Raw genomic sequence first — 21078 nt, 5'->3', positions numbered from 1 at the left:
CTATGTTTCACACTGTTCAACAAAAATTACTGTTGATGCCCAGCGGTAAAAAAAGCTTGTTATCTACTGGATTAAAAACCGCAATCACGCGTGTGTTGAGTGCGCTATTTGCTTTTTTACTGACTCTGATTGTATCGAAGACCAGTGACGCTTCGACGGCCGGTCAATTCTTCTTTTTATTCAACCTAGTCTCGCTACTCGCCATCGTTTCTCAGCTAGGTTTTGATGTCTCGTTAGTTCGTTACAATGCGATCGCTTTTAATAACAAAGAGAAGCTTGAACAAAGCCAAAACTATAAAACCGCACTTTATCGAAGTATGGCATTTTGCTTGCTCGCCATAGGCGTTTTGTTGGCAGCGTTTAATCTGTTTCCAGAACAGCTAAACCAGACTCAATCACCAATGTATGCGATTACTTTATGCTTGCTTTGCATACCTTTCTTGGTGCTTGCGCAAACCAACAGTCGGGTGCTTCAAGCATGTAGAAAAGTTGTATCATCTCTGTTTGCGTTGCAGCTTGGGGTAAGCATGTTGATGGTCATTTTTGTCTTTGCCCTAGACTATATCGGTCAGCAAAATATCAACAATCTAATGACCGCACTGCTTTTAGCGAGCATAGGTGTCGCGGTCATATCTAGTGCCAATTGGCTTGGCTCAGATCAATATCAAACATCGGCTTTCGTACCAAACAAAAAAATGGTCGCTTCTGCCAAGCAAGTCTGGGTTGGCAGTATCTTCACGAATGTTCTTCAATGGGGAAGCCTTGTTATTGCGGGCTTTTTTATCTCAACAGCGGAAATCGGTTTGTTAGCCGCAGCCCAACGCACATCACTACTGATTGGCTTTGTGCTGATTACCATTAACTTTGTGGTCGCCCCGATGTTTGCCTCTCTCTACAAAGAGCGTCAAATGCTCAAACTGCAGAACCTGAGCCGCTTGGCGTGCCGAGCCAATGTTGGTTTAGCGATTGTACCCGTAGTTATTTGCACCCTCTTCCCCGAGTTTGTAATGCAGTTTTTTGGTGAGGAGTTTCTCGCCGCGGCGCCACTATTAGTCGTCCTTTCTCTGGGGCAGTTAGTCAATGTTGCGACTGGTTCAGTAGGGTTTTTATTATTAATGAGCGGTCATGAGAGAACCATGAAATACATTACAATTTCCTCCGGTACGGTGTCTATCTGCCTACTTGTTACGCTTTGCCAAATGTTTGGGGTGATTGGTGCAGCGTGGGCAATGGCAATTGGCATGGCTATCCAGAATTTAGCTGCACTGTACTTTGTAAAACGTTACTTAGGCTTCTTTCCAATAGGTTAATTATGGCTTTAATACTGGCACGCACGAGTTTTGTTTTGGTCCTGATGCTAACCGCTTCACTCTCTTTGTGGAAAAGCTCTGACCTACACCATACTGCTTACCTGCAAATGGAAACCTACTTAGGCGGATCGAGTACGCTTCACTTTACTTTCAGTTTATTGATCGGCTTTTTATCGGTTTTCACGTTCCCTTCTCTGGTGAGCTCGAATAAAACCGACGTTTTTGGGATTCGTCTTTTGCTACTGCTGTTGGCTATCGTTTCAATGGAAGAAATAAGCCAACTTTTTATTCCAAATCGATCATTTAGTTTTGATGATCTCAGCACCAACTGGATAGGCGTTATCTCAGGTTACTTTAGTGCCAAGTTAATTCGCTTCATCCGCACTCGATCGTTCTAGTAATACAGGAATCTCTGGGGGATTTGGGTATATAATTGCGCCAAACATCCAGACTAACGAGTACATCATGCCATCTCATCCAACCAAGATTACTTTTTTGAATTCTTAACCCCGTTGATCACGTCAGGCAAAAAGACGATAACGATTCGAGATGAATCAGAAAGCCATTACGTTCCCAATACAGAAGTCGAAGTTTTTACCTTAGAAACGGATCGTAAAGTCTGCGATATCAAGATACGTTCTGTAGAACCACTTCACTTTGAAGATATTAATGAGTTTCATGCAGAACAAGAAGCCATCGAACTACCAAAACTCAAGCAGTTAATTCGAGAAATCTACCCAAATACCGACACGCTCTTTGTTATTGAGTATGAGCTGATTAAATAACCCACAACAAACACTAGACGACTGGTCTAATTCATTCTATAGTACACTCCATGAACGCAAAGACGAATGACACACGCCAACATATTCTCGACGTCGGATACGAGTTGATCGTAAACCGAGGGTTCACGAGTGTTGGTCTTTCAGAGCTGTTAAAAAAGGCCGCAGTGCCAAAAGGCTCGTTTTATCATTACTTCAAGTCCAAAGAACAATTTGGTGAAGCGATGATTCAAGACTACTTTACTAAGTATTTTGAGCGTTTAAACGCACGCTTTACCAATACTGAACTGAGTGGCTACCAACGCCTAATGAGCTATTTCGAAGAAATGGTCAAAGTAGAAGACGACGTGTGTAATGCGAACAAATGTTTATTGGTCAAGTTAAGTGCAGAAGTCTCCGATCTCTCTGAGTCAATGCGCTTGGCATTACGCCAAGGAGCAGACAAAACCATTCAAGCGATAGCGGATTGCATAGACATCGGCATTCAAGATGGCTCAATCCCCAATGGTGACAGTGCGTTATTAGCAAGGCAGATATACTACCTTTGGAATGGCGCTAGCTTGCTGAACAAACTTTATCAAGATCAGGCAGCATTGACGCAAAGTCTGACCTATACTCAACACTTACTGCAGAATACGCGCACTTGTCCATAACAGGCGGCGTGGAAGCAGAATGAACACCCTACACACGTTTCACTGTCAGAAAAAGCGTCAGTGTTAACACAGTAAACCTTCCCGCTTTACATAAGCGGGATATTTTGAAATGAATACTAGACGACCGGTCTAATCAACAAGTGAGATAGATATGACTAACGCAACAAATCGCAGAATAGTACTCGCGTCACGTCCCCATGGTGCACCGACACAAGAAAACTTTCGTTTAGAAGAGGTAACGAAACCGACTCCGAAAGAGGGTGAAATGCTATTGAGAACGGTTTATTTATCTCTAGATCCATACATGCGTGGTCGCATGAGTGATGCCGAATCATACGCTGACCCTGTTGCAATTGATGACGTAATGGTCGGTGGTACAGTTTGTCAGGTAGAAGCATCAAACCACCCAGATTACGAAGCAGGTGAATGGGTTCTTGCCTACACTGTTGGCTGGCAAGACTACGCTATCTCAACTGGTGAGATGGTCATTAAACTTGGTAAAGAACCGCAAAATCCTTCTTACGCGCTAGGCGTTGCAGGTATGCCAGGATTTACCGCGTACATGGGTTTACTCGACATTGGTCAGCCAAAACCAGGGGAAACCATCGTGGTAGCAGCTGCTACGGGGCCTGTAGGCGCAACAGTTGGTCAAATTGGTAAAATCAAAGGTTGCCGAGTTGTTGGTATAGCAGGCGGAGACGAAAAATGCCGTTACGCTAAAGAGGTGCTTGGTTTCGATGAGTGTATTGATCACAAAGCTGAAGATTTTGCAGAACAACTGAAAAATGCCTGTGACAAAGGTATTGATGTTTACTTCGAAAACGTAGGTGGCAAAGTATTCGAGGCTGTAATGCCACTTCTGAATACAAATGCGCGTATCCCACTTTGTGGTTTGGTTTCTCAGTACAACGCGACAGAGCTGCCTGAAGGTACCGACCACCTTCCATTACTAATGGGTAAGCTCCTGACCAAACGAATCAAGGTGCAAGGCTTCATCATTTTTGATGATTACGGACATCGTTACGGTGAATTTGCGCAAGATATTAATCAATGGTTGGCAGAAGGAAAGATCCAATACCGCGAACATCTAGTACAAGGACTGGATAATGCGCCAGAAGCATTCATCGGTCTGTTGGAAGGTAAGAATTTCGGCAAACTTGTAGTACAGATTAACGACCCATTATAAAAAGGGATATGTAAATGATTAAACTTCACCACCTCAATCAGTCTCGTTCAAAGCGCATCATTTGGTTACTTGAAGAGCTAGATGTAAATTACGAGATTGTACCCTATGTCCGTGATTCCGTGACCTTCATGGCACCGCCAGAACTAAAAAGTGTTCACCCATTAGGGAAGTCACCTGTTCTTGAAGATAACGGCGAGATTATCATTGAGTCAGGTGCAATGACCGAATATTTGATTGAGAAATACAGTGACGGAGCCTTTGCTCCTGAGCGTGGTACAAAAGCACACACAGAATATTTGCAATGGATGCACTTTGCAGAAAGCTCTGCAATTTTACCTATGCTGCTAAAAATCTTCGTAAGCAAAGAGCCAAATGAAACTCAGTTTTTATCAGGCTATGCCGACAAGGAAGCAATGAATGTACTAGGCTACTTCGAGCAATCTTTAGAAGGCAAAACTTACCTAGTAGAAGAGCGTCTGACTGGCGCAGACATCATGATGTCTTTCATTGTCGAATTGGTTCAAAAGTTTGGTTTAGTTAATCACTTCCCTAATATTGAACGTTATGGGAAACAGCTCGCGACACACCCAGCATTTGCAAAAGCTGAACAACTTGAAGTGAAGTACTCTTAATTACTTCGCCCCTTTGATGACGCGTAAAACTTCATTTAAGGGGCGATATTACTAACATCGTAGACACGCTAACTGGATAGCGCTCCCCCCAGTCAATCGCTTTCGAGAACGTCGATTGTTATGTCAATCAAGCTAATGTAGTAAATTTCTGATTCTAATATAGTTTCGACCATAGTCACCATCTATTGAATTGATAAGCAATATCAGTTTTCTCCCCCAGCTTTTCCGTAATAACCTCCTCTACAGTTTCTAAGGTATTGAACCCTGGAGGGGGAAGAAAAATGACAAACAAGAAATTGACTACAGCAGCAGGTTGCCCTGTCGCACATAACCAAAACGTTATGACTGCAGGTCCTCGTGGCCCTCAACTATTACAAGACGTTTGGTTCCTTGAAAAATTGGCACACTTTGACCGCGAAGTGATCCCAGAGCGTCGTATGCACGCAAAAGGTTCTGGTGCTTACGGTACGTTCACAGTAACGCACGACATCACAAAATACACTCGCGCTAAGATCTTCTCTGACATCGGCAAAAAAACAGAACTATTCGCTCGCTTCACTACCGTAGCTGGTGAGCGCGGTGCAGCAGACGCAGAACGTGACATCCGTGGTTTCGCACTAAAATTCTATACTGAAGAAGGTAACTGGGACTTGGTTGGTAACAACACACCAGTATTCTTCCTACGTGACCCACTAAAATTCCCAGACCTAAACCACGCAGTAAAACGCGACCCTCGCACTAACATGCGTAGCTCTACCAACAACTGGGATTTCTGGACATCACTACCAGAAGCATTCCACCAAGTGACTATCGTAATGAGTGACCGTGGTATCCCCGCTTCTTACCGTCATATGCATGGTTTTGGTAGCCACACATTCAGCTTCATCAACGCAGAAAACGAGCGTTACTGGGTGAAATTCCACTTCAAAACTCAGCAAGGCATCAAAAACCTAACTGACCAAGAAGCAGAAGCAATCGTAGGTAAAGACCGCGAAAGCCATCACCGTGACCTCTACGAAGCGATTGAGCGTCAAGACTTCCCTAAATGGAAGATGTACGTACAGATCATGCCTGAGCTAGAAGCGGATGAAGTCAACTTCAACCCATTCGACCTAACACGTGTATGGTCTCAAAAAGACTACCCACTGATCCCAGTTGGTGAGTTCGAACTGAACCGTAACCCAGAAAACTTCTACGCAGAAGTTGAGCAATCAGCGTTTAACCCAGCAGCAGTTGTACCTGGTATCGGCTTCTCTCCAGATAAAATGCTACAAGGTCGTCTGTTTGCTTACGGCGATGCTCAGCGTTACCGTCTAGGTGTGAACCATCATCAAATCCCAGTGAACGCACCTCGTTGCCCTGTTCACAGCTACCACCGCGATGGCGCAATGCGCGTTGATGGCAACTTTGGTTCAACACTAGGTTACGAACCAAACTACAAACAAGAATGGGCAGAGCAACCAGATTACTCTGAGCCACCTCTACGCATCAACGGCAACGCTGATCACTACGATCATCGTGTAGACGAAGACTACTTCAGCCAAGCGGGTGACCTATTCCGTCTGATGAGCGAAGAGCAACGTCAAACTCTGCTCGATAACACAGCTCGCGCAATGGACGGTGTACCAGAGTTCATCCAACAGCGCCACGTTCAACACGCATACCAAGCGGACGAGGCGTACGGCAAAGGTCTTGAAATTGCACTAGGCTTAAACAAGTAAGCGAACGCTGTAATCATTACACTGTGTGATTTAAAGACGAAAAAAAGGAGGTGCTCTACAGCACCTCCTGATTTCAAATCACTAATCCTTAATCACAAGTCATAAACCATGCTCAAGGAGGTTCATTATGATTAACTTAGATTTCTTTAAGCTCTTTAATACCAAAGAACTGTTTATCTATTACTGATTCATCAACTACTGATTTTTAGCGACCGCTTTGATCAGTACTGATGTATCCATGCGACCTAAACCATCACGTTGAAGGTCTGCGTATTGCTCATCCACTTTCTTAGTCAGTGGAAGTTCTAGACCCACTCGCTCAGCTTCTTGCAGACAGAAACCTAAGTCTTTGCGCATCCAATCAATAGCGAAGCCAAAATCGAACTTGTCTTCAGCCATTGTATTTGCGCGGTTTTCCATCTGCCAAGAACCTGCAGCGCCATGCTTAAGCGTTTCTACAACTTGAGCGATGTCCAAGCCTGATTTTTGTGCCAGCAACAAAGCTTCACTCAGACCTTGTAAAACGCCTCCAATACAGATTTGGTTTACCATCTTACAGCGTTGACCCTGACCGTTTTCACCCAGTAGCGTCATCTGCTTCGCGTACACATCCATCGCCGGAGACACACGGTCAAAAATGCTTTGTTCACCACCACACATGATGGTTAGAACACCATTTTCTGCGCCCGCTTGACCACCAGAAACTGGCGCATCAATGAAGTGATTACCATACTTAGCACACGCTTCAGCCAGCTCAACCGCTAGGTCTGCAGAAGTCGTCGTGTGATCGACTAACACTGCATCTGCTTTCAAACCGACCAGAATGCCTTCTTCACCGTAAACAACGCTACGAACGTCATCATCATTACCCACACAGGTAAAAACGATGTCACAGCCTTCTGCCGCTTCACGTGGTGTTTCACAAGCTACGCCTTGGTATTCTTCAGCCCATTTGTCGGCTTTCGCTTTTGTGCGGTTGTATACTTTGGTTTCAAAGCCCGCTTTACTTAGGTAACCAGCCATTGGGTATCCCATCACACCCAGACCAATAAATGCTACTCGTTGTTTTTCCATTGCACGCTTCCCTTAGTTCACCTGACTGAAATGTTTCGTAACATGCTACTAAAGAATTGAAATCATTACTCGTGATTTCTCTTTCCTCGGTCTCGATGATCCTGCATTGCAGTCCGTTTATTGCGCCTTCTACACCCCTTTACTTGACGATTAGCGTAACAGTCAAAGCACTTACAAAGGTTCACTACTGCTTAGCGTGGAACATCGCTTGCCCACTCTTGTCCTTGTTCGACCAGAAATTGATGTTGAACTGAGCATCATCGCTCATCTCAATGCGGTGCCAGTACTGCGGTGGACTTGTAGCAAACTGGCCTGCATTAATCACCACCACTACTTCTGCTTCTGTGGCATTTTCATCAGCAAAGCCGTAGTAAGTCACTTGCCCTTCCATGACGCACAGCTGCCCAAACACACCCTCAGCGGTATTGTGATGAGTCAGTAGCGCTGGTGGCACATTGTCTTTAGTGAAGAAAGGCGTTGAACGTTGAACAGTCCAGTCTTTAGGAATTCGTAGATGCGACATAATAATACCCTCTCTAATTACAATTCTTTTCGTTTAAATCGGTTAAGCCTGACCGGCTTGAGACAACTCTCGAAGCAATGGAAATGCTTGCGTAACTTGTTCTCCCGTCACGACGAAGCCCATGAGTCGGCTATTTTCATCTTCTGCTTTCGCGGCAATGCCTGTTTGAGAAATCTGCACGCTCCAGTTCGTCACCGAACTAAAATCGCCTGCCAATTGAATTGGGTAGCTCGGCGTTTTGACCTTTACCATCATGGGCGGTAGTTTCAACTCTGCTTCTTGCCCCAGTAGTTGTTTGCCCAAAGCATTGGCACTTAGCACGATCGGTTGGAGGTACGGCATCATTCGACCTTGGATCTCAGCACAATCGCCTAATGCGAACACATTGGCTGCTGATGTCTGTAATCGAGCATCCACCTCGATGCCTTTATTGACACTCAACCCACAAGCCTTCGCTAACCAAGTGTTAGCACGTAAACCCGCAGCTGAAATCACTACATCGGCTTCGATTTCCTTACCTTTGCTCAAGCTTGCCACCAGCGAATCATCCGAGTGATTGATCGCGACAACTCCAGTCTCTAAGGCAAGTTGAATACCTTGCTGCTTAAGTTGATTCTCCAGCGGCAATGCAACAAATTCAGGAATCAAGTTAGCGAGCAAACGGGGATTTGGCTCAACCACCGTAACGGCTTTACCACTGGTTGCGAGATCCATGGCGATCTCGACGCCGATCAAACCACCACCCATTACTAGAATTCGTTCCGCGCGGCTAATTTGCTCTTCCGCTAATTGATATTCTTGTAGCGAGTTCAGCGTTATCACCTCAGGTGCTGCACCACCAGATATTGGCGGCACAAAGGCTTTCGCGCCTGTCGCAAACACCAGTTTGGAATAAGGATAGGTTTGGCCGTTGGCGACCACTTGCTGAGCTTGCACGTCGACATGCTCAATCATGGTATGGGCGAACAGTTCGATGTTGTGTTCCTGTGCAAACGCCTCACCACTTTTAACTACCAAATCTTGGGCAGTTTGCTTGTTACTGAATACATGACTCAAATCGGGCTTGTTGTATTCCGCGCCATCATCAGCAGTAAACACTTGCAGCGGAATATGTGCGTCCATTCGACGCACTGTTTTCACCAATTGGTAAGCCGCAAAGCCGCTACCAATAATCACAATAGATGCTTGCATATTCTCCCCCTTACCCGTTGTATTCGACAAAGACGTCTTTACCCAAGTGGCATTCTGGGCACAAGAAGTAATCTGGCACTTCAGACCATGCCATGCCCGGTTCAACGCCTTGATTAGGCTCGCCTTTAGTTGGGTCGTATACCCAATTACAAACGGTGCAAACCATGCATTGACAACCTGCAGGATGCGCCTCAGTACTAGGGTTGCTAGAAGCAGCATCTACTGCCGCTTGTGTTGCTACTTGTGCAGCGGGTTGTGATTGAACTTGTGGTGCAGACGCAGCAATCGCCAGCGAAGTAACAGGACTTGTCAGGTCATGCTTTGCCCACAATTTCGCGATGTTTTGACCATGTTCGCGACATTCACGCATCGCTTTACCATCTGGTCGCCATTTGGTTTTCAAACTCACCGCGGTTTCAAAGCCTGCGTCAGTCAATCGAGCATGGATACGATCCACCGCACCACCGTTCCAACCGTAGCTACCGAACGCAGCGGCTTTCTTCGCCTTAAAGCGCAGACCGGTAATTTCTTCTAGCATGCCTGCGATCTTCGGCATCATGACGTTATTCATGGTAGAAGAACCAACCAAGATGCCTTTTGAGCGGAATACGTTGGCGAGAATTTCATTCTTATCATGCTTAGAGACATTAAAGACTTTGACCGCCACACCAGGATCGACATCGTGAATGCCTTGCGCGATTGCATCGGCCATCATTCGAGTGTTGTTTGACATTGAATCGTAGAAAATCGTAATGCGATCTTCTTGATAATTGTCTGCCCACGCCAAGTATTGCTCGATGATTTGAACCGGATTATCGCGCCATACAATACCGTGTGACGTTGCGATCATGTCGACAGGCAAATTGAAACTCAGCACTTCTTTGATTTTTGCGGTTACCAAGCTGCTGAATGGCGTTAGGATGTTTGAGTAGTAACGCAAACACTGTTCCATCAACTCATTTTGATCCACTTCATCATTGAATAAGCGTTCATCGCAGTAGTGCTGACCAAATGCGTCATTGCTGAATAATACTGCATCGCCAGTTAGGTAAGTCATCATGCTGTCTGGCCAATGCAGCATCGGCGCTTCCACGAACACCAATTGCTTACCGTTGCCAATATCAATGCTGTCGCCTGTTTTTACGGTTTTGAAGTTCCACTCAGGATGGTGGTGATGACCAACGATGGAATCAATCGCCGCTTCTGTACAGTAAATTGGCGTGTTCGGAATCTTCTCCATTAATGCCGACAATGCGCCTGAGTGATCTTCCTCTGCATGGTTTACCACGATAAAGTCGATAGACTTAAGATCGATTTCCATTTCTAAATTTTGGATGAATTGTTGACTGAATCGATGATCGACCGTATCAATCAATACGGTTTTCTCTTCACGAATTAGATAACTGTTGTAGCTGGTACCTTTTGTCATTTTGTATTCTGTACCGTGGAAATCTTGGACTTCCCAATCGCGTTGACCTACCCAGTGGATGTTGTTTTTTACGTGAATTGTCATAATTACTACCTTGAATGACGGGATAAACAAAACTAATTTCTTCTTGTATTGCACTGGGCATGCCAACTTTTAATTGCCATATATTTCAATATCTTAATTGAAATCCAACTTTAACAAGTGTCATTTAGACACAGTTGAAAATTGTCATTAAGACACTACAATAGTCATATTGACACAATCGGTATTGGCTATGACTTCTTTAATCGCGCAATGGCTACACATCACGCAAGACCTTAACTCGGCCCTCACTCAACAGGCTCGCTTCGATACGTTGTTAACCACGATTCGAGAGGTATTGAAGTGTGACTCTTCTGCCCTTCTTTTGTATGAAGACCAACACTTTAAACCTTTAGCGATCAATGGATTGGCGAAAGAAGTGCTTGGACGCCGTTTCTCCATTGAGCAGCACCCAAGATTAGAAGCCATTGCCCGAGCAGGCGATATCGTGCGCTTTCCCTCTGACAGCGACTTACCTGATCCATACGATGGCTTGATTCCAAACCACGATGACAAACTGCATGTCCATTCCTGCATTGGTTTACCTCTGCTGATCGACGATCAACTGATTGGTGCCATTACGATTGACGCCTTCGACCCCAATCAATTTGATGGGCTACGCAACCAAGAGTTACGTTTTGTCAGCGCGTTGGCAGCAGGTGGCCTACACACTGCACTCCTGTTAGAGCAATTAGAAACACAAGCGAGCCTGCCACGTGACTCTTACGCCGAGAAGCGCACCTTAAGTAATGAAATCATTGGCAACTCTCAGGGTATGAAGAATCTTCAAGAGCAGATTGATGCCGTCGCCGATACGGAATTGTCTGTGCTGGTGATGGGAGAAACGGGCGTAGGTAAAGAGTTGGTTGCCAGCGCTATTCACCATCGCTCTAGCCGCTCTAGCAATACTTTGGTTTACCTCAACTGTGCGGCGCTGCCAGAATCAGTCGCGGAAAGCGAGTTGTTCGGCCATATCAAAGGCGCATTTACAGGCGCAATCAGCAATCGCAAGGGTAAGTTCGAACAAGCCGATGGCGGCACACTGTTTTTAGATGAAGTCGGCGAACTGTCGTTAGAGCTGCAAGCCAAGTTACTTCGAGCCCTACAATACGGCGACATTCAACGTGTGGGTGATGACCGCCATATTCGAGTCAATACACGCATTGTCGCCGCCACCAACCGTATATTGCATGAAGAAGTGACTGCTGGTCGCTTCCGAGCCGACTTATATCACCGTCTAAGCGTCTTCCCGCTTCATGTTCCACCTCTTCGTGAACGTGAAGACGATGTGGTGTTACTCGCAGGCTTTTTTGCCGAACGTTTAAGAAGCAAATTGGGATTGAACAGCATTCGTTTGTCCCCCACTTTGGTGCAGGCACTCAAAGACTATTCATGGCCAGGCAACGTGCGAGAGCTTGAACATGTCATTAAACGTGCTGGTGTTTTGGCAAAAGCGCGTACCCACGCCATGGACATTGAGTTAGTTGAGCAAGATTTTGACATCCGAACGCCGAATCAGAACATCAAGAACGTTGAAGAAACGGAACAAAACTCTCGGCTTGAGTTACCAGAAGGCGGATTAAAGCCTGCCACAGATGCCTTCCAAAAAGCGATGATTGTTCGAGCTCTGGAAGAAAACCAAGGCAACTGGGCAGCAACTGCACGTCAGCTTGAATTAGATAACGGTAATTTACACCGGTTAGCAAAACGCCTAGGGATAAAATAGACACTAACGAATATCACCTAATATGGCATATTCATCGCCAAATAATGTGCCTGATGCCCAACCGCGCACTCAGCCCACCATAAGTAGTGAGCTGAGTGCTCAGATAGAATAGCCACCTAAGTTTGACGGTATTTTCTTCTAAATTTTATTGTCTTGAACCACCTCACAGATTTAATAACCCTTAACAATAAACACAATAATAGTTAAGGTATTTTTATGAGCTAGATCTAATAAAATTAAATATATAGTATTTATTTTAAGAATTTAAACTTTCAAAGTTCATCATAATAAATACAACCTCTATATATACACTTTACCTTCAAAAAACATCAAAATATAATCCCTTCGATAAAAAACACTTAAATGAATTTAACTGTATAAAAGTGAGGAGAATAAAATATGGGATATGGGGCGACAGTATATTCATTAGATACTGAAAAGGTTTTTAACGTACTAAAGAATGAGCGTAATCCAGAGCTAGAAAAAGCCATCATGGAAAGGTGTCAAGACTCCTTTAAAGTGATTAATGAAATGCTGGAAAGTAGTGGCGAAAGCATCCGAGCTGAAGAGCTTCTTATGCAGATGCTGTCTGAAGAGATAAAATACAGTCACTTGGGTTACGCCTATGCTTACTTGCTTGAAGCTATATGTAAGATCACTGGTTATTACTTATCCAATAACTCTTGGTATCCTTGCGATGTAAACGATTTCTGCGATATTCCATTCACTAATACCGATTATCCCATAAAATTCCCACTCCCTGACGATTTCCCTGTTGTTTTTATGATAAAAAATCAAGATATTCACCAAGATAACGTTGACTTCGGAGGCTTATCAGAGCAACAAATATCTGAAGTCAAGAGCTGGTACACTCATGCAGTCGTAAACAATCGTGACTTGGTATTATTTTATTATTAATTTTAACTATTAATAAATTATCCAATAGTTAAAATAACAATAGAATATTAATAAAACTCTAGCTTATATTAAGATAGAGTTTTATCTATTTAACTGAAATTTTTATAATTTTAAAAATATTATATTTCACACCTAATTTATAGACTCTGTGTATAGTGTGTTCAGAGGCAATGTGAACTCATAGGATCAAAATCAAGTTCTAATTTTTAGAAGAAAAAACGATCTGCTTGTGTCAAAATGCGCCATCCCAACCAAAAAGTCTTAATGTAATGAACTACCAAGCTGCTATTTTTGATATGGATGGTTTGCTCCTTGATACTGAGCGCGTCTGTATGCATATTTTCCAAGAAGCATGTGAAGCCCAGAACCTACCCTTCTATAAAGATGTTTACCTTTCAATCATTGGTCGCAATGCAACGGGCATTGAAGTGATTTTTCGTAAAGCTTATGGGGATGATCTTGACCGCTTACACCAAGAGTGGCGCGACCGTTACGACGCTGTGGTTAAGCACCAAGCGATACCGGTAAAAGAAGGGGTGATTGAGCTGCTTGAGTGGTTGAAAGGCCAAGGGTTGCCAATTGCAGTCGCCACTTCTACAGCAAAAGAAGTGGCACAGAAGAAGTTGGAGTTAGCGGGCCTAAGCAAGTATTTCGACAACTTAACGACAGGCTGTGAAGTGTCACACGGCAAACCTGATCCAGAGATCTACCTGCTTGCAGCAAGTCGTCTAAGCGTAGATCCAACCAAATGTCTCGCTTTTGAAGATTCAAATAATGGCGTACGTGCTGCGGTAGCAGCGAACATGATCACTTATCAAATTCCTGATTTGGTTGAGCCTTGTGACGAAATAAAGCAATTAGGCCATACTGTCGCACCTTCACTGCATGATGTGTTGCACACGTTAAAGCAAACTCGCTAGGCCTACTTGTCGTCTGTTCTCTAGAAGCTCAGCAATTTAGCTGAGCTTCTTTCTTGAAACCTCTCCAACACCGTAAAACCAAACAATTCTGCCACCCGTTTAGAGAGATTATTTTCACCTTAACTCTGGCTAATCACGACTTTTGATTTAACTCACGCAATCGCATGAAATAAGGCATTTGAGTGATCAAATAGCGGAACTGACCAGTACAAGCTTGCAACAAAACGTCAATATACCGATTGAAGCACGTTTTTGGAGTGAAAATTGGCTGATAATGAGAACTATTGGATAAGATCAATCCAAGTCAGCCTAAAATACAAAATGGAGAGTGTTATATGTCTTTACGTTTATTAGCAACAACCTTCGCATTAGTAGGAATGAGCTTTGGTGCCCAAGCCAGTGCCGAGTGTGAAGTGTCATTAGATGCTAACGATATGATGCAGTTTTCTACTAAAACATTGAGCGTACCAGCCACTTGTAAAGAGGTAAAACTAACGCTGAATCACACAGGTAAGATGCCAGCGCAATCGATGGGTCACAACGTGGTCATCTCTGACACAGCCAACCTACAAGCAGTCGGTACTGATGGCATGGCAGCTGGAGCAGAAAATAACTACGTAAAACCAAATGATGATCGCGTCTACGCTCACACAAAAGTAATTGGTGGCGGTGAAAGCACCAGCATTACGTTCAGTACTGAGAAAATGAAAGCCGGCGGTGACTATTCATTCTTCTGTTCGTTCCCGGGTCACTGGGCAATCATGCAGGGTAAATTTGAGCTAAAATAAAAGCTTTAGCCAAGCCAAAAGAAGACTCATTATAGGGAAGCCAAGGCTTCCCTTTTTGATAGATAAAATAGCAATTGAGAAAGGTCTAACACGTCTGGAAACGTGACCAAGAAACATAGCAAGTATGAAACCCTTGCTCCATTGAGATTAAGTTCTTTTGCGAAAAGTTATGGTTAAAAATCAGATTTTTATTTTGCCTTTCCGAGACACTACTAAATGATAAAAGTCATTCAATACCATGTAACTCTTTCCAGTTTCCTGGATGAACCACATAGCCGAACAGAGCATGCCCACCATAAACCAATTCAGTTCCTTCCGGTATCCAAAGCATCTGACCTGGGTGCACAAAATGTGTCTCACCATTTGCGGTCAGCTCAAAACAGCCTTCAATCACAAAAACAACTTCATCATAAAGCACTGTCCAAGCCACTTTAGCGCCTTCCCATTTAGCAAAGCCTACACCAATGTTTGGTGAAATTTCTGGGCTTAACGCCCTGGCAACATACGCCATTCCCGGCGTATCACCACGAACATTGAAATCTAGACTTTTACTATCAACAAGTTTGACTTGCTTCATAATTCACTCCGGCTTTGCCATTTTGCTAATTGGATACGCGTTTTTACTCCCAAACCTAAAAAAGGCTCTGGCGGATTCAAACAAGGCATTCCTGTCACTTGCTGTATGTCATCCAATGATTTAGATGTCGCACCAACGACATAGTCAGCTAACAGTGTTCCAGAAATGGTTCCCCACGCAGCACCAACACCATTGTCACAAGCGCTGGCATAAACACCTTCATCTAATTGACCGAAAAAGTTAGTAAAGTTACGAGAGATGGCATACACCCCACCCCATGTGTGAGTAAATGGTACGTCGGCCAGCTCGGGGTAACGCGCCAGAAAGACCTGACGATGATCGTCGCGAATTTGTTCTCTGACTTTATCGTTCATGCTTGAGCCATATTTCGGCACGTGTTTGTAAGTATTGCGGATCAAAATACGTCGATCGGCGGTCATACGTAACGTCGTTCCCGCATGATCAGCTGGAGTTAACCCCCAATTCAGCTCACCTCCGTATCGTTGCATTTCTGCGTCGGTTAATGGACGCGTCCAGCTTGCAAACGTCATCACTGGAAGTAGTCTGTTTTTAAGATAACCAAACTCCCGAGTAAAAATGCTGGTCCCAAGCAGCAGTTCAGGGGTTTCAACAGAGCCACTATCTCCATGTAATACCCAGCAACCGTTTTCTTTACTGAGCTTGCGGATTGGCGAGTTCTCTAACACCTCGACGTTCTCTGGAAGGCTTTCCCCTAGCCCACGCACCAAAGCAGCAGGTTGCATTAAATAACCACCTGGCGTGTAAATTGCGCGGCTGTAGTAGTTGGTTCCCAAGACTTTCGCCAGCTCACTGCCATTAACATGGAAGTATGGTTCGCCAAGGTCTTTCATTAGGTGCTCAAAGTGATCGAGATACGCTTCACCGCGCGCCCCTACGGCTCCTTGATATTTGCCCTTTGCTGACCACTGACAAGAAATACTGTGCTTCGACACTAAAGTGTTTAGCTGAGCAATCGCAGAACGGTTGAGCGACAATAACTTTTGTTTGTGCTCAGGGTCGGGATGCTCAAGTGAAAACTTATGAGGCAAATCGATAACAAAGCCCGAATTTCTTCCTGAAGCCCCTTGGCCGATACGTTGCGCATCAATCAGTATAATTCGTGCATTAGGCATAAGTTCAGCTAAACGTCTTGCCATAGCTAGGCCTGCGAAACCGGCACCTAACACGGCATAGTCAGCACTTTGTTTACCTTTTAACGCCGATTTTTCTGGAATACTTGGCAACGCATGGTACCAACCACACGTCACGTCATCATTGGGTAAATGAATCATCTTTTTTCTCCGCTACGCTGCTGACAGTTTCAATGACAATTGATCTAGCCAAGGGCCGCGTAATGACTGTACTTTTCTTCCTAGCAACGCAAAACCGAGCATTGCTCCTTCTGGTGAATAAAACGCAGCGGTCAATTCATCTGCTTGGTTCTCAATGTACCATTGTCCCTGTTCTTCAGCGGCTACCGGGAAAATCGTGAGTGGAAGAATCGGCGTTTTTACAATCACTGGAGTTGGTGTTAAAGAGGTAGGCGTAATATCACCTAGCAAGCTTTTCGCTACGGAAGGAATCATTTGATTAATCGGCGCAATATACGGCTGCCAACCTTGCTCCGTTTCAACACAGTCGCCTAGCGAGTAAATACTCTCATCACTCGTCTGGCCGAATTGATTCACTTTAATGCCGCGGCCCACTTCGAGCCCCGCGCGCTCAGCCAGAGAAACATTTGGTTTGAGTCCAACCGCGCTTAGCACTAGGTCTGCTTCAATCTGCTTGCCACTGTTCAGATGTAAAACCGCACTGGATTCGGACCTTGGCTCGATTCTGGCGATACTGTCTTGTAGAGCCCATTGCACGCCTCGTTCGGCGAGTGCACTTTGTAATGATTCACCCAACTGTTGCGGGATCAAACGCTCCATTGGCCATTGACCCAACCCGATAACTGTCACTTCATAACCGCTTTCGATCAGGTCATTCGCGAACTCACAGCCAATTAAGCCATCACCTAGGATCGCGATGCGCTTTTTGTCTTGCAGCTCCGATCTGAAACGGCGGTAGTCAACTAAGTCGTTCACACTCATAACCCAAGAGCGATCGCCCTCAATTGGGATTTCAATCGGTGATGCACCTGTTGCCAGTACCAAGCGGCTGTAGGCGTATTTACCGATGGAGGTATGTAGCGTTGAATTGGCACGATCGATCTGTTCAACACGCGTATGCGGGTAAACGCGGATATTGAGACGGCTTTCCCACTTCAACGCGCTTTCACTTTGCAGCGCGTCGCCGTCTTTGTTCATGACCAACGCATTAGACAAAGCTGGTTTGCTGTACAAAGCGCCATCATCAGCGGTAAAGACGGTGATAGCAACCGTCTCGGATTGTGCTCTAAGTGCCGCCGCCAACTGGTAACCACTGTGGCCACTACCGATGATAACGATAGGGTCATTTGAGAATACAGGTTGAGTAACTTCAGATGGAAGAGGCTGAGCCGTATTTCGCTGAACAGACGCTTCTACCGACACCGAAGACACAGCTGCAACCTCTTCTAGTGGCGCATCGTCGGTGATTTCGATCATTTCAAAATCGGCCTTACCCACTAAACAGTCAGGACATAACCAGTCATCCGGTACATCTTCCCATGCTGTTCCTGGTGCAATGCCATCGGATGGCCAACCTTGTGCTTCATCATAGATTAAGCCGCAAATAATACAGAGCCACTTTCTCATCACTTATACTCCAACTACCTTGTTCAGAATTTCCGTGTTTACAAACCGCTGTCAGATTTGTTGTGATTCCATCAACCTCGCCCTAGCTTGTGGTCTGAAATCCAAGCCGGTACGAGGTGATGAAAATACAGTTACACGGTAGCTATACGTTGCTGTCTTACTGCAAACGAATGGCAATATTGCGTGTCTGGACGTAGCTATAAATCGCTTCTTGTCCTTTTTCTCGCCCAAACCCGGACAAGCCCACGCCACCAAATGGTGTTTCGATGCCACCAGCAAACCATTCATTGATGAACACTTGTCCACCACGCAGTTGCTGTGCCACACGCAATGTTTGGTTTAGGCTTTCACCAAAGACACCAGCGACCAGGCCAAAATCGGTGCCATTCGCGATTTCAACGGCCTCTTGCTCGGTTTCAAACGGTGTAATTACCAGTACAGGGCCAAACACTTCTTCTTGAGCAATACGCATATCTGGTGAGGCTTCAATCACCGTCGGTGCCACAAAGTAACCTGACAAATCAGGGGCGTACCCACCCGTTAGGATGTTCGCGCCGTCGGCTTTTGCTTGTTCTATCATTTCAAGCACGCGTGCTTGTTGATCAGCCGATACCAACGGTGTGATGTCCGGCTGGCTTTCGCCTTGACCAATAGTTAGGCTTTTTGCCATTTCCACTACCGCCGCTTTTACTTCTTCATAACGCTCTTTTTGAATTAGCAAACGAGACATTGCCGAACAAACTTGACCAGCGTTAAAGAAAATACCGACTTGAACGCTTTGTAAAAGCGTTTCGAGACTCACATCTTTCAGTGCGATAGCGGCCGATTTACCACCCAGCTCCATCACAGATGGTGTGGCGCGTTGCGCTGAATCTTTCAGTATGCGTTGGCCGGTCGGCACAGAACCTGTAAAGACAATTTGATCAACGTCTTGATGCTGCACCAAATGACTGCCAACGACTGAGCCTTTGCCACATAGCAAGTTAATCGTGCCTTTTGGGAAGCCCGCTTTTTCAATCGCTTTAATCAACAACGTCATAGCGAGTGGGGAAATCTCTGGCGATTTGATCACCACTGCGTTACCAGCAGCTAATGCAGGTGCTAATGAGCGTGCACAAATAGAAACTGGGAAATTCCACGGCACAATCTGCACTGACACACCAAACGGCACATATTGGGTGAAATCGACATAATCTTTACCCAATGGAATTGACGTGCCTTCCAGCTTGTCGGCCATGCCAGCGTAGTATTCGAAGTAACGTGCCGATTCTAAAAACTCATCTTTGGCATCTTGCAAAGATTTCCCATTTTCACGGCAGGCAACTAACCCACCTTCATCAACCATTTCACGAATAGCCGCGGAGGCTTTTAACATCCACTCGGTTCTGACGGCTGGACGAACGTCCGAAAGAAGACCTTGCTTGACCACTCGACGTGCCGCTGCCATTGCGCGGTCGGCATCGGTGATAGTGGCTTCTGCAATCGTCGCATACGCTTCGGCTGTGCCAGGGTTAATGACGGTCAGCGCTTGCTCTGAATCGCACCACTCACCATCAATATAATTAAGGTAATGCATCATATTACTGCTCCAGTGCCGCTTTCACTTGCTTTGCCAACCAGGTTTGGAAGAAATGCGTCGGAACATCCATTTCTGGTGAGAACACACCACCACCAAAGCCAGGTGAGTAACGACCTTCCTGCATGCCCTCGACCGCTCCAATATCTTCGCCGAACACGACTCGCCATGACTCAACGGTAGCAGTACGGCACGCAGCGAACTCATCTTTCGTTGCTTCATCACCCACATAGAAAACACGTAGGTGCTCAACACTTTTATTCGCAGTGATTGGTTCAATCATCATTGCAAAGGCATGATCGGCTTGAATACCAAGCAACACGTTTGGAAAGAGTGCAACATATTCTGCATGACGCAGTTTATCTTCTGGCCAGCTTGGAAATTTAGGTAAGTGTGTTCCTGCAGTATCAGAGAGGTTGTATGCGAGACTACCTTGGCCAGCAAAACGCTCTGCAAACATGATGTTGTAGTGATCCTCTAGGCGAGAATAACTATTCAAACTCGGATGCACCCAAGGTAAGTGGTAAGCTTCACAGTAGTTTTCTACGGCAAGCTTCCAGTTACTTTTCACTTCTATCTCTAAGTTGCCACCCATGTTCACGCGGCGAAGAAGCCCTAATCCTTCTTCACCTAAGAATTGCTGCCAACGTTGCTCTAGCGGCGCGATATGGTCTTCAAAGCTTTCTGCATTGCCCGATAAGTTGACGAATACCATGTCCATCCAAATGGCTGAACGAAGTGGCTTAAGGCCGTGCTTTTCACACTTAAATCGATCATCTTTATGTTTTGCGATACCACCAATGTGTGGTGTGCCTTTTAGATTGCCGTCAAGATCGTACGTCCATGAATGGTAAGGACAGCGAATCATGCCTTGAACTTCGCCTGCCTCATGAACCAGCTTCATACCACGATGACTACATACGTTGTGGAAAACTTGGACTTCACCTTGACGATTTCTCATCATGAGTAGTGGAAGATTCATGAAATCAAGTGGCATTACATAACCATTTTTAAGCAGGTCTGATGCAAAACCAATACATACCCAAGTGTTACCAAACACCTGATCACGCTCAAAAGTAAAATACTCTTCGCTGGTGTAGGCCTGATTCGGCATTCCTGTTGCTTCACTGATTGGGTTCAGTACATTATCAACAAGTTCAACAGGAATAATGGTTTGGTTGACATTGCTCATATTCTTATCTCCGAGAGTCGAGTTGCATCCAGTGCGTACA

General features: G+C 45.1%; 19 protein-coding genes and 2 pseudogenes. 11 read left to right on the top strand and 10 right to left on the bottom strand.

The features are described from left to right. The first annotated feature begins 2 nt into the window (after nucleotides 1-2). From R7F64_RS02195 to R7F64_RS02165, 7 genes and pseudogenes are all read left to right on the top strand, one after another. Nucleotides 3-1310, top strand: a complete 1308-nt coding sequence (locus R7F64_RS02195) for an oligosaccharide flippase family protein (protein ID WP_042521586.1) — start codon at nucleotides 3-5, stop codon at nucleotides 1308-1310. A 2-nt stretch (nucleotides 1311-1312) separates the two neighbouring features. Further along, nucleotides 1313-1708 (top strand): VanZ family protein, encoded by a 396-nt coding sequence (locus R7F64_RS02190; RefSeq protein ID WP_053350073.1) that lies wholly within the window; start codon nucleotides 1313-1315, stop codon nucleotides 1706-1708. A 67-nt stretch (nucleotides 1709-1775) separates the two neighbouring features. Next, nucleotides 1776-2095: pseudogene (gene yqfB, locus R7F64_RS02185) on the top strand (N(4)-acetylcytidine aminohydrolase). Nucleotides 2096-2145: 50 nt separating this feature from the next. Continuing rightward, the gene (locus tag R7F64_RS02180) at nucleotides 2146-2745 is read left to right on the top strand and encodes a TetR/AcrR family transcriptional regulator (protein WP_005385858.1); all 600 of its coding nucleotides are present in this window, start codon (nucleotides 2146-2148) and stop codon (nucleotides 2743-2745) included. A gap of 151 nt (nucleotides 2746-2896) precedes the next feature. Then, the gene (locus R7F64_RS02175) at nucleotides 2897-3931 is read left to right on the top strand and encodes an NADP-dependent oxidoreductase (RefSeq protein WP_005385860.1); all 1035 of its coding nucleotides are present in this window, start codon (nucleotides 2897-2899) and stop codon (nucleotides 3929-3931) included. A 14-nt stretch (nucleotides 3932-3945) separates the two neighbouring features. Further along, complete coding sequence (locus R7F64_RS02170; protein ID WP_005375238.1) at nucleotides 3946-4563, top strand: glutathione S-transferase family protein; 618 nt, start codon at nucleotides 3946-3948, stop codon at nucleotides 4561-4563. 281 nt (nucleotides 4564-4844) lie between these two features. Continuing rightward, nucleotides 4845-6284: a catalase gene (locus R7F64_RS02165; RefSeq protein WP_033906756.1), complete on the top strand. Its 1440-nt coding sequence runs from the start codon at nucleotides 4845-4847 to the stop codon at nucleotides 6282-6284. A gap of 195 nt (nucleotides 6285-6479) precedes the next feature. Here the strand turns inward: R7F64_RS02165 and R7F64_RS02160 are convergent, their stop codons facing one another. The 4 genes from R7F64_RS02160 to norV form a co-directional block, all read right to left on the bottom strand. Further along, nucleotides 6480-7358, bottom strand: a complete 879-nt coding sequence (locus R7F64_RS02160; RefSeq protein WP_005375233.1) for an NAD(P)-dependent oxidoreductase — start codon at nucleotides 7356-7358, stop codon at nucleotides 6480-6482. Nucleotides 7359-7542: 184 nt separating this feature from the next. Then, nucleotides 7543-7881, bottom strand: a complete 339-nt coding sequence (locus tag R7F64_RS02155) for a DUF1971 domain-containing protein (protein ID WP_005375231.1) — start codon at nucleotides 7879-7881, stop codon at nucleotides 7543-7545. A gap of 42 nt (nucleotides 7882-7923) precedes the next feature. Beyond that, a complete protein-coding gene (gene norW, locus R7F64_RS02150) occupies nucleotides 7924-9072 on the bottom strand; it encodes an NADH:flavorubredoxin reductase NorW (RefSeq protein WP_054577063.1) in 1149 nt (382 codons plus the stop codon). A gap of 10 nt (nucleotides 9073-9082) precedes the next feature. Beyond that, nucleotides 9083-10585 carry an anaerobic nitric oxide reductase flavorubredoxin gene (gene norV / locus R7F64_RS02145; RefSeq protein WP_005375223.1) on the bottom strand — a complete coding sequence of 501 codons (1503 nt, stop codon included), beginning with the start codon at nucleotides 10583-10585 and terminating at the stop codon, nucleotides 9083-9085. A gap of 190 nt (nucleotides 10586-10775) precedes the next feature. Here norV and norR point away from each other — a divergent pair, with 190 nt between their 5' ends. From norR to azu, 4 genes are all read left to right on the top strand, one after another. Beyond that, the gene (gene norR / locus R7F64_RS02140) at nucleotides 10776-12308 is read left to right on the top strand and encodes a nitric oxide reductase transcriptional regulator NorR (RefSeq protein ID WP_318071411.1); all 1533 of its coding nucleotides are present in this window, start codon (nucleotides 10776-10778) and stop codon (nucleotides 12306-12308) included. 399 nt (nucleotides 12309-12707) lie between these two features. Beyond that, entirely contained in the window at nucleotides 12708-13226 is a 519-nt protein-coding gene (locus tag R7F64_RS02135; RefSeq protein WP_053307894.1) for a hypothetical protein, read from the top strand. A 269-nt stretch (nucleotides 13227-13495) separates the two neighbouring features. Further along, nucleotides 13496-14146 carry an HAD family hydrolase gene (locus R7F64_RS02130; RefSeq protein WP_171345500.1) on the top strand — a complete coding sequence of 217 codons (651 nt, stop codon included), beginning with the start codon at nucleotides 13496-13498 and terminating at the stop codon, nucleotides 14144-14146. A gap of 335 nt (nucleotides 14147-14481) precedes the next feature. Next, a complete protein-coding gene (gene azu, locus R7F64_RS02125) occupies nucleotides 14482-14934 on the top strand; it encodes an azurin (protein WP_005375211.1) in 453 nt (150 codons plus the stop codon). A gap of 226 nt (nucleotides 14935-15160) precedes the next feature. Here azu and R7F64_RS02120 read toward each other — a convergent pair whose 3' ends face one another. From R7F64_RS02120 to R7F64_RS02095, 6 genes and pseudogenes are all read right to left on the bottom strand, one after another. Beyond that, a complete protein-coding gene (locus tag R7F64_RS02120; RefSeq protein ID WP_005385875.1) occupies nucleotides 15161-15511 on the bottom strand; it encodes an ethanolamine utilization protein EutQ in 351 nt (116 codons plus the stop codon). Next, on the bottom strand, nucleotides 15508-16824 hold the full coding sequence (locus tag R7F64_RS02115; RefSeq protein ID WP_005385877.1) for an NAD(P)/FAD-dependent oxidoreductase: 1317 nt from the start codon (nucleotides 16822-16824) through the stop codon (nucleotides 15508-15510). The genes R7F64_RS02120 and R7F64_RS02115 overlap by 4 nt, the downstream gene beginning before the upstream one ends. 12 nt (nucleotides 16825-16836) lie before the next feature. Further along, nucleotides 16837-18120, bottom strand: a complete 1284-nt coding sequence (locus R7F64_RS02110) for an NAD(P)/FAD-dependent oxidoreductase (protein ID WP_240703664.1) — start codon at nucleotides 18118-18120, stop codon at nucleotides 16837-16839. After that, a pseudogene (locus tag R7F64_RS02105) lies at nucleotides 18109-18270 on the bottom strand (rubredoxin); the annotation flags it as partial. The gene R7F64_RS02110 and the pseudogene R7F64_RS02105, both read right to left, overlap by 12 nt. 157 nt (nucleotides 18271-18427) lie before the next feature. Continuing rightward, the gene (locus R7F64_RS02100; RefSeq protein ID WP_005375192.1) at nucleotides 18428-19849 is read right to left on the bottom strand and encodes an aldehyde dehydrogenase family protein; all 1422 of its coding nucleotides are present in this window, start codon (nucleotides 19847-19849) and stop codon (nucleotides 18428-18430) included. A gap of 1 nt (nucleotide 19850) precedes the next feature. Then, nucleotides 19851-21038, bottom strand: a complete 1188-nt coding sequence (locus tag R7F64_RS02095; protein WP_213972879.1) for an aromatic ring-hydroxylating oxygenase subunit alpha — start codon at nucleotides 21036-21038, stop codon at nucleotides 19851-19853. Nucleotides 21039-21078: the final 40 nt, after the last annotated feature.

It is taken from the genome of Vibrio sp. Vb1980 (assembly GCF_033338615.1).
GTDB lineage: Bacteria > Pseudomonadota > Gammaproteobacteria > Enterobacterales > Vibrionaceae > Vibrio > Vibrio alginolyticus.
The sequence above is the reverse complement of the archived record's forward strand: the minus strand, read 5'-3'. Positions and strand labels throughout refer to the sequence as shown.

Bases quoted from the DNA above. Each gene is read 5' to 3' on its own strand.
- R7F64_RS02175 (WP_005385860.1), top strand. From the start codon at position 2,897: ATGACTAACGCAACAAATCGCAGAATAGTACTCGCGTCACGTCCCCAT.
- norW (WP_054577063.1), bottom strand. From the start codon at position 9,072: ATGCAAGCATCTATTGTGATTATTGGTAGCGGCTTTGCGGCTTACCAA.
- R7F64_RS02160 (WP_005375233.1), bottom strand. From the start codon at position 7,358: ATGGAAAAACAACGAGTAGCATTTATTGGTCTGGGTGTGATGGGATAC.
- norR (WP_318071411.1), top strand. From the start codon at position 10,776: ATGACTTCTTTAATCGCGCAATGGCTACACATCACGCAAGACCTTAAC.
- R7F64_RS02155 (WP_005375231.1), bottom strand. From the start codon at position 7,881: ATGTCGCATCTACGAATTCCTAAAGACTGGACTGTTCAACGTTCAACG.
- R7F64_RS02170 (WP_005375238.1), top strand. From the start codon at position 3,946: ATGATTAAACTTCACCACCTCAATCAGTCTCGTTCAAAGCGCATCATT.
- R7F64_RS02095 (WP_213972879.1), bottom strand. From the start codon at position 21,038: ATGAGCAATGTCAACCAAACCATTATTCCTGTTGAACTTGTTGATAAT.
- norV (WP_005375223.1), bottom strand. From the start codon at position 10,585: ATGACAATTCACGTAAAAAACAACATCCACTGGGTAGGTCAACGCGAT.
- R7F64_RS02100 (WP_005375192.1), bottom strand. From the start codon at position 19,849: ATGATGCATTACCTTAATTATATTGATGGTGAGTGGTGCGATTCAGAG.
- R7F64_RS02110 (WP_240703664.1), bottom strand. From the start codon at position 18,120: ATGATCGAAATCACCGACGATGCGCCACTAGAAGAGGTTGCAGCTGTG.
- R7F64_RS02135 (WP_053307894.1), top strand. From the start codon at position 12,708: ATGGGATATGGGGCGACAGTATATTCATTAGATACTGAAAAGGTTTTT.
- azu (WP_005375211.1), top strand. From the start codon at position 14,482: ATGTCTTTACGTTTATTAGCAACAACCTTCGCATTAGTAGGAATGAGC.
- R7F64_RS02115 (WP_005385877.1), bottom strand. From the start codon at position 16,824: ATGATTCATTTACCCAATGATGACGTGACGTGTGGTTGGTACCATGCG.
- R7F64_RS02180 (WP_005385858.1), top strand. From the start codon at position 2,146: ATGAACGCAAAGACGAATGACACACGCCAACATATTCTCGACGTCGGA.
- R7F64_RS02190 (WP_053350073.1), top strand. From the start codon at position 1,313: ATGGCTTTAATACTGGCACGCACGAGTTTTGTTTTGGTCCTGATGCTA.
- R7F64_RS02195 (WP_042521586.1), top strand. From the start codon at position 3: ATGTTTCACACTGTTCAACAAAAATTACTGTTGATGCCCAGCGGTAAA.
- R7F64_RS02130 (WP_171345500.1), top strand. From the start codon at position 13,496: ATGAACTACCAAGCTGCTATTTTTGATATGGATGGTTTGCTCCTTGAT.
- R7F64_RS02165 (WP_033906756.1), top strand. From the start codon at position 4,845: ATGACAAACAAGAAATTGACTACAGCAGCAGGTTGCCCTGTCGCACAT.
- R7F64_RS02120 (WP_005385875.1), bottom strand. From the start codon at position 15,511: ATGAAGCAAGTCAAACTTGTTGATAGTAAAAGTCTAGATTTCAATGTT.